This window comes from Kitasatospora sp. NPDC093558, assembly GCF_040683475.1.
In the GTDB taxonomy this organism is placed as follows: domain Bacteria; phylum Actinomycetota; class Actinomycetes; order Streptomycetales; family Streptomycetaceae; genus Kitasatospora.
On sequence record NZ_JBFBDY010000132.1, the window covers coordinates 1 to 15,579 of the forward strand.

Here is a 15,579-nt window from a genome sequence, read left to right on the forward strand (position 1 = left end):
TGGAACTCGGTGACCAGGCCCTTGTCCCGCCAGCGCCGGAAGAACGCGTAGACGCGGTCCCACGCGGGGAAGTCCGCGGGCATAGCCCGCCAGGTCCGGCGTCTTCCTCGTCCGCCGCGCCGAGACCTACGTCTCCCTCGCCCGCCGCGCCGAGTACCTCAACCCCGTCGACGACGAACACGCCGGCTACCCCAGCCTGCTCGGCCGCTCGCTGCGCACCACCCGCCGCGCCGACGCCTTCAAGATCGCCGTCACGCTGCGCACCCTCGGCCGGGACGGACTCGGCCGGCTCGTCGACGCCTGCCACGACCTCGCCCGCACGGCCGCCGACGCCGTCCGCGCCGAACCGTCCCTGGAACTCCACGCCGAGCCCGTCCTCACGACCTTCCTGTTCCGCTTCCGGCCGCGCGGCCTCACGGACGGCGAGGCGCTCGACGAACTCAACGGGCAGCTGCGCCGGTTGCTGCTGCGCACCGGGCGGGCCGTCGTCGGGCGCACCGAACTGCCGGGGGAGGGGCCCGGGAGGGTCCGGCTGAAACTGACGCTCCTCAACCCGCACACCACGCCGGGCGAGGTCGGCGCGCTGCTGCGCGAGGTGGTCAAGGCCGGGCGCAAGGTCGCCGGGGAGCGGGCCGGCTAGGGCGGGGCCGGTCGGATCCGGCGGGTTGGCCGGATCGGCCTGGGCCGGTGGGGGTCAGTCGGGGCGAGCGGGGGTCGGCGCGGGGTCGGCACGGGTTCGGTGCTTCCAAAACAAATCCCTTTTTCCGCCGCCGTGTTGGAGGAAGGCACACTGGTGTGAGAGGCTGGCCGGACGATATTCACCGGCCTCCGCCATATCTTCGTGGACACACTCCCGATGGCTGTACAGGCTGATTTCGGCCGACCGGTGATCACATTTCGCCAACCCCTGTGCAGGGCTTGCGGAGATCCCGAACTGCGGCGGTAACTTCGGGTGGTCGCCGCCCCACCATGCGCACACGGCATCTCGGGTCAGGCCGCCTGACCAGGCGCGCGTCCTCCACAGCGACGGGTCCACCCGCACCTCGGGGTGAACTCCGCCTACCCGCCGTGCACTTCTGTGAATCGCGGTAATTCCCCCTGAAAACGGTTCTGTGACGATCGCTGCGAAGCGGAGGCAAGGCATGCGTGAATCCCTCCTGGACGAAGCCCCGATAACCACCGGCCCCGGTGGGCGCCCGGCCGGATTCCCGGCCGCGTACGAGGCACTTCCGTACTCGGCCCGGTGCCATGAGATCTGGCGCCGCGGAGACCACCTGCTCATCGGCGTCAGCCCGGGCAACAGCTATTTCAGCCACCGCCGGATCACCGAACTCCTTGGGTGGGGGCGGCAGTTCTTCGAACGCACCGACATCGTCTACGCGGACCTGCACGTCGGCTCCCAGTTCGAGACCTTCGGCTACACCCCCGAACACGCCGCGCGTCGCGCCCTCAAGGAGATCAAGGCGACGGCCCGGCGGATCGAGCGCGGGGTGGAGGAGGCCGGCCGCCGGGACGACGTCCGGGTACACGCCCTCTCGTCCTTCACCGGCGACCCCGTGTACGAGCGGCTGCACGGCCGGATCGTCGACGCCCTCCACGCCGACCGGGTCTTCCGCGAGGCCGCCGAGGGCATGGCCCGCGGCTTCCTCGCCGCCCGGCTGGACGAGGGCCTCGCGCCCAGCGAACCCCAACTCGCCGCGGGGCTCCGGTACATCGCCGCCGAACTGCCGTTCTTCCTGGACACCCCGGCCCTGCTCGGCGTGCCCTCGTCCGTCACCTGCTACCACCTGCAACTCCCGCTCACCCCCGTTTTGTTCGGCCGCGACGAGGGCCTGCGCGCCGCGTCCGGCCAGGCCTACGCGGTGATCCGACCGGCCGGGGCGCCGACCGGGGCCACGTCCGATGCCGCGCCCGAAGGCGAACCCGACATCGTGCCCGGGGCCGCGTCCGAGCCCGGGCCCGCGCTGCCCGCGCGCGCCGCCTGAACGACCCCAAGCTCGCACCATCTCTCCGAGGAGCCACACCCATGACCGTCACCGACCCGGTGACCACCGAGCCCGCCACGCCGAACGGTACCGCGCAGGGCGGCACTTGCCCGTACGCCGAGTTCCCGCTCCCGCGCCGCGGCGACGTCTTCCCGGCCGAGGCGGCCCTGCTGCGCGAGGAACGGCCGATCGCCGCGGTCCGCACCATGACCGGCGATCCGGCGTGGCTGGTCAGCAGCTACGCGCTCGCCAAGCAGGTGCTGGAGGACGACCGGTTCAGCCTCAAGGACACCGCCAACCCCGGCGTCCCCCGCCAGTACGCGCTGACCATCCCGCCCGAGGTGGTCAACAACATGGGCAACATCAACAGTGCCGGGCTGCGCAACGCCGTCATGAAGACGCTCTCCCCGCGCGCCGACCGCGAACTCGACGGCTGGCTCAGGGCCGAGGCCCACCGGCTGATCGACGGGCTCGTCGCCCAGGGCGCCCCCGGCGAACTGCGGGACGGCTTCACCGAGCCCTACTCCGCCGCCCTGCACTGCCGGCTGCTCGGCATCCCCACCGACGACTGGCGGCGGCTGATGGCCGGCATCGACGTCGCGTTCATCACCAGCCCGAAGCCGTTCGCGGGCGCAACTCCCAACTGGTACAAGGACCTCGGCTACATGGTCGGGCAGCTCAACGCCGACCCGGAGCCGACCGCGGGCCTGCTCGGACGCTTCGCCGAACTGCGCCGCTCCCCGGACGTCTCGGACCGCGTCAGCGACGAACTCCTCGCCACCGTCGCGCTGTCGCTCTTCGGTGCGGGCGCCGTGTCGACGTCGTCCTTCCTGCTGAACGCGATCGTCTACCTGTGCGAGCAGCCCGAACTCGCCGACCGGCTGCGGGCCGAGCCCGCGCTGATCGGGTCCGCGGTGGACGAGCTGCTGCGGGTCAACCTCTCGATCGGCGACGCCCTGCCGCGCCTCGCGCTGGAGGACGTGCAGGTGGGGGACGTGCTGGTGAAGGCGGGCGAGCTGGTGCTCGTCCTGGTCGAGGGCGCCAACTACGACCCGGCCGTCTTCCCGGACCCGGAGCGGATCGACTTCGGCCGGGCGAGCAACCCGCACCTCGCGTTCGGCGCGGGCCGCCACTTCTGCCCGGCCTCGGCGCTCGGCCGCACGCACGCCGAGATCGCGATCACGGCGCTCGTCGAGCGGCTGCCCGGCCTGCGGCTCGCCCTGCCGGCCGAGCAGCTGGCGTGGCGGCCGGGGTTCATCAAGCGGCTGCCGGAGCGGCTGCCCGTGGTGTGGTGACCGGTCTCCCGAGGCCCTCGGTGGCTGGCCGGTGGCTGTCCGAGGGGGCTGACCGGGGGCTGGCCGGTGGCTGTCCGAGGGGGCTGGCCGGTGGCGCTAGCGGGGGGCACGCTCAGTCGGCCATGAGGATGCCGCGGGCCAGCTCCCAGGTCGCGGGGTCGGCGGCGACCAGCAGGCCGTCCTCGCAGCCGGGGGCCTCGGGGCGGTAGGTGCTGCCGTCCATGCGGGCGGCGACGCCGCCGGCCTCGGCGACGAGCAGGCCGCCGGGGGCGTGGTCCCAGGGGAGGGTGCGCCAGTAGAAGACGAAGTCGGTGTGGCCGTCGGCGACGTCGGGGTACTCGATGCCGGCGGAGTTGCGGCCGGGGGAGAGCTCGCCGAAGGCGGCGGCGTTGGCTTCGAGCCGGCGGCGGTGGTCGGGGTCGAGGAAACGGCTCTTCATGACGCCGCGCAGCTTGGCGGGGTCGTGGGGAGCCGGATCACGGGTGAGGCGGGTGCCGTCGCGCCAGGCGCCGGAGCCCAGTTCGGCCCGGTAGGAGGTGGCGGTGGCGGGTTGCCAGATCCAGGAGGCGACGGTCCGGCCGCTGCGGACGAGGGAGCACATGACGGCGTAGTCGGGGCGGCCGGCGACGAAGTTGGAGGTGCCGTCGACGGGGTCCACCAGCCAGACGGCGGGCTCGGAGTGCAGGGCGTGGGCGAGCGAGGGGTCGGCGGCGACGGCCTCCTCGCCGACCACGGGGACGGGCAGGAGTTCGCGCAGCCGCCGTTCGATGATCGCCTCGGCCTCGCGGTCGGCGACCGTCACGATCTCGCCGGGCGCTTTCTCCAGCACCTCGCCCGCGGCCAGCGCCCGGAAACGGGGCTCCACCGCCTCGGCCGAAGCCTCGGCGAGAATCTCCGCCACCTTGTCCATCAGCACGTCCGCGCTCCCTTCGCTGCCTACCACTTTCGCACGGCCGTGCGGGGGTGACCTGCGGGGGTGACACGTGACAGCTGACAGATAACAGATTTCGAAATCTGTTATCTGTCAGCTGTTATCTGTCATCTGTGCGCCGTCGGTCGTCTCCCCGGTCAGTCGCCCAGGTAGTGGAAGCCGGGGTGGGGGTGCATCAGGAACTCGTGGTGCGAGATGTTCCACGCGTACGCGCCCGCCATCGCGAACAGCACCCGGTCCGCCGTGCGCAGGCCGTCGGCGCCCTCGGTCGCGCGGGCGAGGACGTCCTTCGGGGTGCAGAGCTGGCCGGCCAGGGTGGCGCGGCCGGTGGTCACCGCCGGGCGGGGCCACGGGTGCGGCCACGCGTCCACCGCCAGGACCTCGAACGGCTGCGAGTGGCCGCGGGTGGCCGGGGTGCGCAGGTGGTGGGTGCCGCCGCGGACGACCGCGAAGTCCTCGCCGTGGCTGCGCTTCACGTCCAGCACCTCCGTCGCGTACCAGCCGCAGTACGCCGTGAGCGCGCGGCCGGGCTCGATCCGCAGGGTCAGCCCCGGGTGGGCGTCGAGCAGCTTGGCGAGGCCCTCGCCGAAGGCCGTCCAGTCGAAGCGGTGGTCCGGGTCGTCGTAGTCGACGGCCATGCCGCCGCCGACGTTGACCTCGTCGAGCGGGACGCCGTGCCGCTCCGCCAGGGCGGCCGACCACTCCACGATCCCCTGCGCGAGGGCGAGTTGCTCCGCCGCCGCGAGGCCGCTGGCGAGGTGGGCGTGCACTCCGCGCAGGCGCAGCTGCCGCCCGAGCGGTCCGTCGCCGGTGAGGAGGCGGACGCAGTCCTCGGCGCGCTCCGGGTCGAGCCCGAACGGCGTCGGCCGTCCGCCCATCGCGAGCGCCACGGCGTCCAACGTGTCCGCGCCGACCGGCAGGTTGACGCGCAGCAGCACGTCGATCACCGCGTCCGGCCGTTCCGCGAGGACGGCTGCCAGCCGGTGGAGTTCCTGCTCGCTCTCGACGTGCCACCGGTGGACGCCCGCGTCGACGGCGGCCGCGATTTCGGCGGGCGTCTTGCCGGGCCCGCCGAAGGCCAGCGGTGCGCCGGGCACGGCTGCCCGGACGTGCGCCAACTCGCCTCCGCTGGACACCTCGTAGCCGTCGACGGCATCCCGGAGGGCGGCCAGCACCGGTGCCTCCGGGTTCGCCTTGGCGGCGTAGTACAGCTCGACCCGGTCCGGCAGTGCGGCCCGCACGGCCCTGGCGTGCTCGCGCAGGGCGGCCAAGTCGTAGACGTAGGCCGGGAGTTCGTCGGGCGCGAGGTCGGCGACGTGCCGGCGGACGGACTCGGTCATCGGGCGCTCCCAACGGGGACGGTGAACGGCATCCGGGCGGCCTGCGCGAGGACGGACCCCGCGAGCGGCGACGGCAGCCGGACGTACCCGGCCTCGCGGTCGGCCTTGCGCTCCCAGCGGGTGAGCAGGTTGGCCTTGGCGGGCAGCGGGACGCCCGCGAGCAGCGCGCGCAGGCGCGGCGGGCGGCCGTGGGCGGTAGCGTACTCCTCCAGGGTGTCCCGGACCGCCTGCCAGAGGGCGCACTCCAGCTCCGGGTGGCGGTCGGCGAGCGCGGCGAGCAGTTCGGCGACGTGGTTGACCAGGAGGCAGTAGACGACGCGGTCCCAGCCGCGCTCCGCGTCGTACGTCATCGGCCCGGCGACCTGGGGCGGCAGGGCCGCGAGCAGGTCGGCGTTCTGCTCGGGGACGATCTTGGTGCCCTCCAGGTCGCGGAAGAGGACCTGCGCCGGGTGGCCGGTGGCGTCGACACCGATGAGCACGTTCTGCAGGTGCGGTTCGAGGACGATGCCGTGGTCGAAGTAGGCGGCCAGGACGGGCGGTACGAGCAGGCGCAGGTAGGCGCGCCACCAGTCGAGCGCCTCGCGGCCGTCCGAACTGTCGCCCAGCAGGCGGGAGATGTGCGCCGAGCTCGTCGCGTGTTCGTCGGCGACGGCCGCCGCGAGGAGTGGCGTGACGCCGGGCCGCAGTACGCCGCCGAGGCCCTCGCGGACGATGAGCCCGAAGCCCTCGAAGAGCGACTGGTCCGGGCGGCCGTCCGCGCCGGGCAACGCCAGGGTGCGGTAGGCGGGTTCGCGCAGCATGGCCGCGTCGGGGAAGCGCCTGGCGAGGTCGGCGAGCGCGGGGGCGAGCACCCGGGTGAGGGTGACGGCGCCGGTCAGCTCGTACGCGGCGTTCTTGCGCAGGCAGTTGGTGATCCGGACGTTGAGGCTGAACTTGAGGAACGCGTCCGCGCCGTGCAGGGTGCGCACCGAGGCCGTGGCGGTGAACTCCTCGCCGCGCGGGCCGAGGTCGAGCACGTCGCCGCTGGCCAGGGCGCCGCGCAACAGCGGGTGGTCGCCGATGAGCTGGTACTGCCAGGGGTGGGCGGGCAGCAGGCGGTAGCCGGCCGGGACCTCGCCGAGCCCGTCGAGCAGCGCGGTGGTGGCGGCATCGAGGGACTGCTCGGCCAGCAGTTCCTCGCGCACGGCCAGGTGGCGCAGCCGGAACGCGGCGCGCGACTCCGGGGCGTAGTCGCGCCAGTCTCCCCGGGCGGCGGAGCGGGACTTGGGCGCGGGGTGGAAGCGGTGGCCGAACAGCAGGGCCTGCTCGGATTCGAGGTAGCGGTCCCGTCCGGGGGACGGCCTGTCGACCAGGCCGGCGCGCACGCCCGCGTGGCTGGAGGCGACCTGGTCGGTGAATTCCTCGTTCACCGTACCGGTGCGCAGTTCGAGTTCGCCCTGGACGTGTTCGGCCAGCTCGCGCCAGTCCAACTCCTCCCAGCCGCCGGATCGTTCGATCTCGGCCGGGCCGGTGAAGCGGTGCGCGCCGAGCAGGGAGGTGCGGCGCAGGGCGGCCCGCAGGAGGACGCCGCGGCGGGGCAGGCGGATCTGCAGGCGGTTGTCGGTGACGGCGGTCTGGTGCTCGGGGGCGGAGACCTCGCGCAGCAGGCAGTTGAGCAGGGTGTGGGCCACCGCGTCGTCGGCGGTGGGCAGTTCGTGGATCATCGGCGACTCCAACGCTGGCGGGCGGACGGGACGGTGAGGGCGGTGGCCGCGACGGCGGCGAGCAGGGCGGCGGCGGTGCCGGCGACCACGGGAGCGGCGGCGCCGAACCGGTCGTTGGCCAGCGCGGCGACCGCGCCGGCGGCGACGGCGCCGCCCTTGGAGACGAGTTCGAGGGTGCCGAACATCCGGCCGGGCTGGCGGCCCTTGGCGGCCCCGGCGGCGAGGACGGCGAGGCTGACCAGGCCGAGCGTGAGCCCGGCGCCGAGCAGGAGCCGCACGGCGACGAACACCGGCAGGGAGTAGGCGACGGCGTGCCCGGCGAGGCCGAGGGTGACGCAGCCGAAGCCGAGGGCGATCCCGGCGTGCGGGCGGGCGTGGAAGACGGTGTGGGTGCGGGCCGCGAACATCAGGTAGCACAGGTGCGGCAGGGCGAAGAGCACGCCGGTGGTGATGCCCGAGACGCCGGGGAGGCGCTGCTGGGCGAGCGTGATCAGGTAGGGGAAGGAGATGACGGTGGCGAAGACGAAGGTGAACTCGAAGGCGTAGAGCGGCCGGAGGGAGACCGGCGCGCTGTGCTCGGACTCCTGCACGGAAGCGCCGGTCGTGACCTCTACGGCCTCGGTGGCCTCGGTGACCTCGCCGGCCGGGCGGGCGGCCTTGGGTTCGGGCAGCAGCGACAGCAACAGGGCCGCAGCGAGCGGGAGTACGGCCATCACCAGGTACTGGCGGTGCGGGTCGATCCACGGGGACAGCGCGCCGACCAGGATCGGGGCGGCCACGAGCGCCGCTCGCGCGCTGCCCTGCATCAGGGTGAGCGCCCGGGAGAGCCGGGGGCCGTCGAGCGCGGCGGCGAGGTAGCCGTTGGTGGCCGCGAAGGTGCCGCCGAGGAACCCCTGGAGGACGAGCGCGACGGTGAACGCGGGCAGGCTGTCGGCGGCCCCCGCGAGCAGGAACGAGACGGTGAGGCCGAGTTGGGCGCGCAGCAGCAGCCGCTTGCGGCCGAACCGGTCGGCGAGCCGGCCCCACAGGGGGGCGCCGAGCCCGCTGAACACCGTCGGCACGATGTAGAGCACGCCGGCCCAACGGGCCTGCGCGTCACCGAGGGTGGGCAGGATCGCGGTCAGGTAGGGCGGCAGGCCGAGCGCGGCGAAGGAAGCCACGAAGTAGCAGGCGGCGACGGCGTGCACCTGGCGGCGGCCGAGCCCCTCCGAGTGGACGGCCCCGGCGGAAGTGCGCCGTGGCAGCGCCTCCACGTCCGCGGTCACCGCGGGAGGCCGTTCGCCAGCAGGTAGTTGGGGCCGCTCGTGTAGTGCTTGTTGATGTCGGCGGCGCCCGAGCGCTGCTTGGTGAGCAGGGTCCCGGCGGAGACCATGGCCTTGACCGGCAGCCGTTCGGCATCCAGCAGGTTCGTGCGCAGCGGTTCGCCCACCGGACCGAGACGGTCGACTGCTTCGGCGAGGCGCTTGCGCAACAGGGCGAGGGTGTCACCGAGTTCGGCGCGCCCGTGCTCGGCGAGGCCGAAGGCGAGCGAGGCGGTGCAGAGGTGGCCGGTGATGGTGGTGAACAGGTCGGTGAGCGCCCGGTCGTCCTCGCCGAAGATCCGAGGGTCGTCGAAGTCCTGCCGGGAAGGGGCCAGTTCGCCGAGCGTGGCGGTCAGGCGTCCGGTGTGGACGCGCGGGCCGTCGTCGTCCTTGTAGAGGAGCCGCAGGCCGTTGCCGTCCAGGATCAGGGAGGTGTTCTGCTGGTGCGACTCCAGCGCGATCCCGTAGGCGAACAGCGTGGTCTGCCAGTCGAGCAGCAGCTCCAGCAGGTCGTCGTAGAGGGCGAGCGGGTCGCCACCGTAGAACCGGTCGGCGAGGTGGTCGACGACGAGCCGGCCGCCGGGCGCGGGCGCCAGCAGGGCGGCGAGCGGGACGGTGACGGCCTGGTCGAGCCCGGCCGGGTAGCGGCGCAGCAGCACGGCGAGCAGCTCGTGCCCGGCGTGGGCGAAGGTCTGCTCGTCGGCGTGCAGGATCCGGCCCGCGAAGCGCGGTTCGCGGGCCAGCACGGCCTCGACGAGGCGCTGTCCGGCGGCGCCGTCGACCAGCGTGCCGGGCTTGATGGTGCGGCGGTTGAGCCGGCCCAGGCTGGCGGTGGCGAGCGGGAGCTTGAGGTGGCACGCGGGGTCGTCGGCGACGGCGACGGTGCGCATGGAGAGCGTGGGCACGACCGTGAGGTACGGGCGGTCCGCGAGCACCGCGCGGCCGGCCAGGCCGGTGGCCGCGAGCGCCTCGTCGAGCGGGGCGCCGACGGTGAGCGGGTGGACGGGAAGGGTGGTCCAGTCGTCGCCGGGGCAGGAGTCGCCGAGGCCGAGCCAGGCCGGGGTGGGCCACCAGCTCGGGAGGGGCACGGCGGCGTGGGAGGTGAGGGCGTCGGTGGGCACGGCCAGCCAGCGCAGCTCGAAGGCGGGGTGGAACTCCGGTGCGAAGGCGCGCAGTTCGGCCTCGCCGAGACCGGCCCGGCCGCGCGCGGTCGGGTAGACCGGGTGGTCGAGGTAGGCGGCGAGGGTGTCGTGACCGAGGCTCGCGGCGCCGCCGCTCCAGGCGGCCGGGTCGGTGCCGTACAGGTCGGTGAGCCGCGCGTGCACCTCGGGCCGGACCCGCTCGTGCAGTTCCATGGTGGCGAGGGTCTGGCGGCACTCCTCGGCGAGGGCGGTCCAGCCGGGCCGGTCCTCGGGGTCGGCCAGCTCGGTGAGGTTCGCCACGATGGCGTCCAGGCCGACGAGTTGGCGGCCGGCGAGGTCGACGAGGGGCAGGCGAGCCGCGTACTCGGACTGGAACCCCTCGGGGGCGACGGGCACGGCGAGCGCCGTGTCGGCGAGGACGAGCCAGGGGCCGTCCGTCCGGTGCTCGACCGTGCCGCGGGTTCGCAGGCCGAGGACGTCCTCGCGCACGAGGGCGGAGAGCACGCGGAGGGTGAGCTGCTCGGCGGCGGTCACGGGGTGATCTCCCAGCGGTTGGCGGCGAGGAAGCGGGCGACGACGGCGTCGACGGCGCCTTGGTCCTCGCCGATGGCCCAGATGACGCCCAGGTAGTCGCGGTTGGTGCGGTAGTGCTCGTGCCGCTCCCCGAGCGGGCGCAGCGGGCGGTAGGCGAGCCGGACGCCGTCGCGCTCCTCGTCGTACGCGGCGGGTGCGGCGGTGAGGACGCCGGCGCGGTCGGCGCAGACCACCTCGTTGCGGGCGCGGCGCGGGGTGGCGGCGCACAACGCGGCGAGGTCGGTGGGGAGTTCGCGGCCGAGGTGGACGCCGAGGATGTGCTCGAAGAGCGGGATGCCGAGGATCTCGGCGAGCATCAGGTCGCACTGGTCGCCTATGGCGCGGTAGTTGACCTCGATGATCCGGGCCCGGCCGTTCGGCTGGAGGACGAACTCGGTGTGGCAGGCGCCGAGTCCGACGCCGAGCGCGTCGAGCTGCGCGAGGACCTGCTCGACGGCGGCTTCGGGGTGAGCGGGGACGAACTCCAGGACCTCTTCGATGAAGTCCGGGGGAGGGGAGAGCCGGGTGCGGAAGCCGCCGAGGACGTGGCGGCGGCGGCCGTCGCCGAGCGTTTCCAGGGTGCAGAGCCGTCCGTCCAGGAACTCCTCGACGACCAGCGTGGCGCCGGCCCGGCGGTGCTGGATCTCCTTGCAGCGCAGGGCGAGTTCGGCGGCGTCGGCGACGAGCGTGACGTCCTCGCTGGCGACGCCCTCGCGCGGCTTGACGACGCACGGGAACGGCGGGTCCAGCTCGGCCGGGTCCTGGCCGGGCGCGAGCTCGGCGGACCAGACGGTGTCCTGGCCGGTGCGGGCGAGGTGGCGGCGCAGCTGGCCCTTGTCCTTGGCGCGCAGTGCGGCCTTCCAGTCCTTGGCCGGCAGGCCGAAGTACTCGGCGGCGAGGGCCGTCTGGGTCTGCAGGTGGTCGCTGTTGCTGAACACCGCGTCCGGGGTGTGGTGGCGGGAGATCAGGCTGACCACGGCGCGGAAGTCCCGGACGTCGCACTCCAGCACCTCGGGCGCGGCGAACGGCAGCGAGGCGTAGGCCCGCCGGTGGGGTTCGGCGCCGTCGGTGAGCACGGTCACGTCGAGCCCGAGCCGGGCGGCGGCGGGCAGGAAGCCGGCGGTGACCGAGTCGGTGGGGTTGAGGGCGAGCAGGTAGAGCCGCATGTAGTGGAGTTCCTTGCGGGGGATGGTGTCAGGCGCGTGGCGGCGGAGCCGGGGAGGGGGAGGGGAGGCTGGCGGGTGACGGCGGACGGCGGATGGCGAACAGATAACAGATGACAGATTTCGAAATCTGTTATCTGTTCGCTGTCATCTGTCATCTGTTATCTGCCACCGGTCGCCTCGCTACTTCGGCGCCTCGACGCCCGCGGCCTTGGCGATGTCGACGAGCATGGCGTCGGCGGCCTGGACGCCGATCCCGGACATCCACGTCTCGTCCGGGACGGTGAACACCTTGCTGTTCTTCACGGCGTTCAGGCCCTGCCAGACCGGCGTCTGCTGGACCTCGCTCTCCTTGGTCTTCGACGGGTCGTCGGCCGTCGTGACGAACACCAGGTCCGCGTCGGCCTGGTTGATCTGCTCGGCGCTCACCTCGACGATGTTCTTGTCGACGTCCTGCGAGGCCGGCCGGGCCAGGCCGACGTCCTTGAGCACGACACCGCTGTAGGAGGCCTTCGCGTACAGGCGGGTCGGCCCGGCCACGAAGCGGACCACGGACGCGGTCGGCATCGTGCCGCCGTTCTTCGCCTTGATCTCTTCGCCGAGCTTGGCGGCCCGCGCCTGGTAGTCGGCGAGCGCCTTCTTCGCCTCGTCCTCCTTGCCGAGGGCCTGGGCGTAGAGGGCGAGGTTCTCCTTCCACGGGAAGCCGGTGGTCTCGGCGAGCACGGTCGGCGCGATCGCGTTCAGCTGGTCGTAGACCTTGGCGTGGCGGACCTTGGAGGACAGGATCAGGTCGGGCTTGAGGGAGGCGATCAGCTCCAGGTTCGGCTCGTTCATCGGGCCGACGTCCTTGGTGTCCTTGATCTTGTCCTTGAGGTAGTTCGGGAAGCCGCCCTCGGTCTTCATGTGCGGGGACACGGCGCCGACCGGCGTGATGCCGAGCAGGGTGACGTCGTCCAGCTCGCCGCTGTCCAGGACCACGACGCGCTTGGGCTGGCTCTTGATCTCGGCGGTGCCGGCCGCGTGCTTGACGCTGCGCGGGAAGCCGGCGGCGGTGCCGGCGGAGGCGGACGAGGAGGCGGAGTCGCCGCCCGCCTTGGAGCCGTCCCCGTTGCTGCCGCAGGCGGCGAGCAGCGCGGTGGAGAGCGTGGCGGCGAGGACGGCGGCGGGGAGTCGGCGGTTCATCGGAGTTCCTTGGATCGGGGATCGAGCAGTGAAGGGGGAGAAGGGTGGAAGGGCGGAAGGGCCGGGAGCGGGACCGGAGTTCAGACGGCGACGGAGGCTCGTGCCCGTGCCCGCGGCACGACGAGCGGGGTGCCCGTCTCCGGGTCGGGCACCACCCGGCACGGCACCTGGAAGACGGCCTCCACCAGCTCGGCCGTCAGCACCTCCGAGGGTGCCCCGGCCGCCGCGAGCCGTCCGTCCTTGAGGACGACGAGGTGGTCGGCGTACCGGGCGGCCTGCCCGAGGTCGTGCAGCACCATGACCACGGTGCGTCCGGCCTCCTCGTGCAGGTCGGCGACGAGGTCGAGGACGTCGAGCTGGTGGCGCAGGTCGAGGAAGGTGGTCGGTTCGTCGAGGAGCAGGAGGTCGGTGTCCTGGGCGAGCGCGAGCGCGATCCAGGCGCGCTGGCGCTGCCCGCCGGAGAGCCGGTCGACCTGCTGGTCGCGCAGTTCGGCGGTGCCGGTGCGGGCGAGGGCGTCCTCGACGGCGGCTTGGTCGGCCTTGGACCACGGGCTGAGCATCCGCTGGTGCGGGTAGCGGCCGAGCCGCACCAGCGCTTCGACGGTGATCGCCTCGGGCGTGACCGGCTGCTGCGGCAGGAGGCCGAGCCGCTTGGCGAGTGTCCGCGACGGCATCCGGTGGATGTCCGAGCCGTCGAGGGTGACGGTCCCGGCGGCCGGGTCGAGGAGGCGTACGAGTCCGCGCAGCAGGGTGGACTTGCCGCACGCGTTGGGGCCGACGATCGCGGTGACGGCGCCGCCGGGCAGTTCGAGGTCGAGCCCGTCGACGATCACGCGGTCGCCGTAGCGCAGCCCGAGCCCGTGGGTGGCGAGGCGGTTCGCGCCGGCGGTCGCCTCCGCGGTCGCCTTCCGGACGCGGGTCGCCTTCTGGACGCCGGTCGCCTTCTGAACGCCGGTCGTCTCGGAAGCGGTCGTCTCGGGGACGGTCGACGCGGGGACGGTCGACGCGGGGACGGTCGTCTCGGGGACGGTCGACGCGGAAGCGGTCATCTCGGGGGCGGTCATCAGCTGCTCCTCTGGGGAAGCCGGCCCTGGCGGATCATCAGCACCAGGAGCCAGGGCGCGCCGAGGGTGGCGGTGACGGCACCGACCGGCAGGCCGTGGACGGGGATCACGTGGAGCACGAGGAGGTCGGCGCCGAGCAGCAGGACGGCGCCGGTGAGGGCGGTGAGTCCGAGCGTGCCGAGGGTGGGCGGGCCGGCCAGCAGCCGGACCAGGTGCGGGACGGCGAGCGCGACGAAGGCGACCGGCCCGGTGAGGGCGGCGGCGAGCGAGGCGAGGGTGATGGTGAGCAGCAGCAGCCACATGCGGTCGCGCCCGGGGTTGAGCCCGAGGCCGCCGGCGGAGTCGTCGCCGAGGTCGAGGACGGCGACGCGGCGCTGGCAGAACACGACGGCCGCGGCGGTGATCCCGATGGCGGTGCCGCCGATGGAGACCTCGGTCCAGGTGCGGCCGTAGAGGGAGCCGGTGGTCCACTGCATCGCGGAGGAGGCGAGCTCGGCCGGGAACCGTACGATCATCAGGTTCACGGCGGCGGCGAGGCCCTGCTGGACCGCCAGGCCGACCAGGACCAGCCGGGTCACGGCCATGTTGGAGCGCCACGCGAAGCCGCCGAGCAGGAGCGCGGCGAGCAGTCCGCCGCCGAGCGCCGCGAGCGGGATCAGCTGCTGCGAGGCGCCGGTGGCGAGCATGAGCACCGCGCCGAAGGAGGCGCCGCCGGTGATGCCGATGGTGTCGGGGGCGGCCAGCGGGTTGCGGAAGAGGCGCTGGAGCATCGAGCCGGCCATGGCCAGCCCGGCGCCCGCGATCAGTGCGGACACGACGCGCGGCGCCCGGAACTCCTGCACGACGAGGACGTCCCCGGGCGTGCCCTGGCCGACGAGGGCGCGCAGCGCGTCCCACGCGGAGATGCTGACCTGCCCGGTGCCGAGGGCGATGCCGGTCAGGAGGACGAGCAGGGCGGCGGCCAGCACCGACCAGGCGGCGGTGCGGACGCGGCGGCGGGTGAGCGCGCCCGTCGGGGCGGCGGCGATCGCGGTCACCGGGCAACCCTCCGCGCCAGCACCGCGAGCAGCGGCGCGCCGAGGAAGGCGGTGACGATGCCGACCTCAATCTCGGACGGGCGGACCACGAGCCGTCCGAGCACGTCGGCGGCGAGCAGCAGCAGCGGACCGGCGATCAGGCAGCCGGGCAGCAGCCAGCGGTGGTCGTTGCCGAGGAGCGGGCGGACCAGGTGCGGCGCCGCCAGTCCGATGAACGCCACCGGTCCGGCGACGGCGACCGCGCCGCCCGCCAGCAGCACGACGGCGAGCCCGCCGGCCACCCGGATCCTGGCCACCGGCACGCCGAGCGCCTGGGCGGCCTCGTCGCCGAGGGCCAGCGCGTTGAGCGCGGGCGAGATCGCGAGGGAGCCGATCAGGCCGACCACGAGGAAGGGCAGGACGGGGGTGAGGGTGTCCAGCTGCCGTCCGGCGATCGAACCGGCCAGCCAGAACCGGGCCTCGTCGAGCGTGCGGTGACTGGCCAGCATCAGCGCCGAAGTCCAGGAGGTGAGCACGACGGTGAGCACCGTGCCGCCGAGCGCGAGCCGCACCGGGTCGAGGTCCCCGCCGCGCCGGGACATCGCGTACGCGGCGACGGCGGCGACGGCGGCGCCCGCGAAGGCGAACCAGACGTACTCGGCGGGCCGGGCGAGGCCGAGCGTGTAGATCGCGGCGACCACGGCGAGGCTCGCGCCCGCGTTGATGCCGAGGGTGACCGGCGAGGCCAGCGGGTTGCGGGTGACGCCCTGGGCGACCGCCCCGGCGACGCCGAGCGCCGCCCCGACCGCCAGCCCGATCAGCGTGCGCGGGACCCGAAGGCCCGTCACCACGTCGGCGTCACCGCCGTGGGCGGTCCCGGTCAG

13 protein-coding genes and 1 pseudogene are annotated in these 15,579 nt (G+C 73.8%); 3 read left to right on the forward strand and 11 right to left on the reverse strand.

Features of this window, described 5'->3' with window-relative positions; translation table 11 throughout:
* Positions 1–364: pseudogene (locus AB0O00_RS15710) on the reverse strand (hypothetical protein); the annotation flags it as partial.
* A gap of 96 nt (positions 365–460) precedes the next feature.
* On the opposite strand from AB0O00_RS15710, the gene AB0O00_RS15715 reads away from it, so the two are divergent.
* The 3 genes from AB0O00_RS15715 (at position 461) to AB0O00_RS15725 (ending at position 3,280) form a co-directional block, all read left to right on the forward strand.
* A complete protein-coding gene (locus AB0O00_RS15715) occupies positions 461–640 on the forward strand; it encodes a hypothetical protein (protein ID WP_363652034.1) in 180 nt (59 codons plus the stop codon).
* A 502-nt stretch (positions 641–1,142) separates the two neighbouring features.
* Positions 1,143–1,985, forward strand: a complete 843-nt coding sequence (locus tag AB0O00_RS15720; RefSeq protein WP_363652036.1) for a tRNA-dependent cyclodipeptide synthase — start codon at positions 1,143–1,145, stop codon at positions 1,983–1,985.
* A gap of 41 nt (positions 1,986–2,026) precedes the next feature.
* Positions 2,027–3,280: a cytochrome P450 gene (locus tag AB0O00_RS15725; RefSeq protein ID WP_363652038.1), complete on the forward strand. Its 1,254-nt coding sequence runs from the start codon at positions 2,027–2,029 to the stop codon at positions 3,278–3,280.
* Between the two features lie 112 nt (positions 3,281–3,392).
* Here AB0O00_RS15725 and AB0O00_RS15730 read toward each other — a convergent pair whose 3' ends face one another.
* The 10 genes from AB0O00_RS15730 to AB0O00_RS15775 form a co-directional block, all read right to left on the reverse strand.
* On the reverse strand, positions 3,393–4,190 hold the full coding sequence (locus AB0O00_RS15730) for an inositol monophosphatase (RefSeq protein WP_363652057.1): 798 nt from the start codon (positions 4,188–4,190) through the stop codon (positions 3,393–3,395).
* Positions 4,191–4,348: 158 nt separating this feature from the next.
* Positions 4,349–5,551 (reverse strand): type III PLP-dependent enzyme, encoded by a 1,203-nt coding sequence (locus tag AB0O00_RS15735; protein ID WP_363652040.1) that lies wholly within the window; start codon positions 5,549–5,551, stop codon positions 4,349–4,351.
* Entirely contained in the window at positions 5,548–7,254 is a 1,707-nt protein-coding gene (locus AB0O00_RS15740; RefSeq protein WP_363652042.1) for an IucA/IucC family protein, read from the reverse strand. The genes AB0O00_RS15735 and AB0O00_RS15740 overlap by 4 nt, the downstream gene beginning before the upstream one ends.
* Positions 7,251–8,519 carry an MFS transporter gene (locus tag AB0O00_RS15745; protein ID WP_363652044.1) on the reverse strand — a complete coding sequence of 423 codons (1,269 nt, stop codon included), beginning with the start codon at positions 8,517–8,519 and terminating at the stop codon, positions 7,251–7,253. The genes AB0O00_RS15740 and AB0O00_RS15745 overlap by 4 nt, the downstream gene beginning before the upstream one ends.
* Entirely contained in the window at positions 8,516–10,231 is a 1,716-nt protein-coding gene (locus AB0O00_RS15750) for an IucA/IucC family protein (RefSeq protein ID WP_363652045.1), read from the reverse strand. The genes AB0O00_RS15745 and AB0O00_RS15750 overlap by 4 nt, the downstream gene beginning before the upstream one ends.
* Positions 10,228–11,436: an ATP-grasp domain-containing protein gene (locus tag AB0O00_RS15755; protein WP_363652047.1), complete on the reverse strand. Its 1,209-nt coding sequence runs from the start codon at positions 11,434–11,436 to the stop codon at positions 10,228–10,230. Before AB0O00_RS15755 ends, AB0O00_RS15750 begins: the two co-directional genes overlap by 4 nt.
* 180 nt (positions 11,437–11,616) lie before the next feature.
* On the reverse strand, positions 11,617–12,615 hold the full coding sequence (locus tag AB0O00_RS15760) for an iron-siderophore ABC transporter substrate-binding protein (RefSeq protein WP_363652049.1): 999 nt from the start codon (positions 12,613–12,615) through the stop codon (positions 11,617–11,619).
* An 80-nt stretch (positions 12,616–12,695) separates the two neighbouring features.
* Complete coding sequence (locus AB0O00_RS15765; protein ID WP_363652051.1) at positions 12,696–13,679, reverse strand: ABC transporter ATP-binding protein; 984 nt, start codon at positions 13,677–13,679, stop codon at positions 12,696–12,698.
* Positions 13,679–14,716 (reverse strand): iron ABC transporter permease, encoded by a 1,038-nt coding sequence (locus AB0O00_RS15770; RefSeq protein WP_363652053.1) that lies wholly within the window; start codon positions 14,714–14,716, stop codon positions 13,679–13,681. The genes AB0O00_RS15765 and AB0O00_RS15770 overlap by 1 nt, the downstream gene beginning before the upstream one ends.
* A partial coding sequence (locus tag AB0O00_RS15775) for an iron ABC transporter permease (protein WP_363652055.1) occupies positions 14,713–15,579 on the reverse strand: 867 nt, incomplete at its 5' end. The genes AB0O00_RS15775 and AB0O00_RS15770, both read right to left, overlap by 4 nt.

Excerpts from the sequence above, each read along its gene's own strand:
- AB0O00_RS15720 (WP_363652036.1), top strand. The coding sequence starts at position 1,143 with ATGCGTGAATCCCTCCTGGACGAAGCCCCGATAACCACCGGCCCCGGT.
- AB0O00_RS15725 (WP_363652038.1), top strand. The coding sequence starts at position 2,027 with ATGACCGTCACCGACCCGGTGACCACCGAGCCCGCCACGCCGAACGGT.
- AB0O00_RS15730 (WP_363652057.1), bottom strand. The coding sequence starts at position 4,190 with ATGGACAAGGTGGCGGAGATTCTCGCCGAGGCTTCGGCCGAGGCGGTG.
- AB0O00_RS15735 (WP_363652040.1), bottom strand. The coding sequence starts at position 5,551 with ATGACCGAGTCCGTCCGCCGGCACGTCGCCGACCTCGCGCCCGACGAA.
- AB0O00_RS15740 (WP_363652042.1), bottom strand. The coding sequence starts at position 7,254 with ATGATCCACGAACTGCCCACCGCCGACGACGCGGTGGCCCACACCCTG.
- AB0O00_RS15755 (WP_363652047.1), bottom strand. The coding sequence starts at position 11,436 with ATGCGGCTCTACCTGCTCGCCCTCAACCCCACCGACTCGGTCACCGCC.
- AB0O00_RS15760 (WP_363652049.1), bottom strand. The coding sequence starts at position 12,615 with ATGAACCGCCGACTCCCCGCCGCCGTCCTCGCCGCCACGCTCTCCACC.
- AB0O00_RS15765 (WP_363652051.1), bottom strand. The coding sequence starts at position 13,679 with ATGACCGCCCCCGAGATGACCGCTTCCGCGTCGACCGTCCCCGAGACG.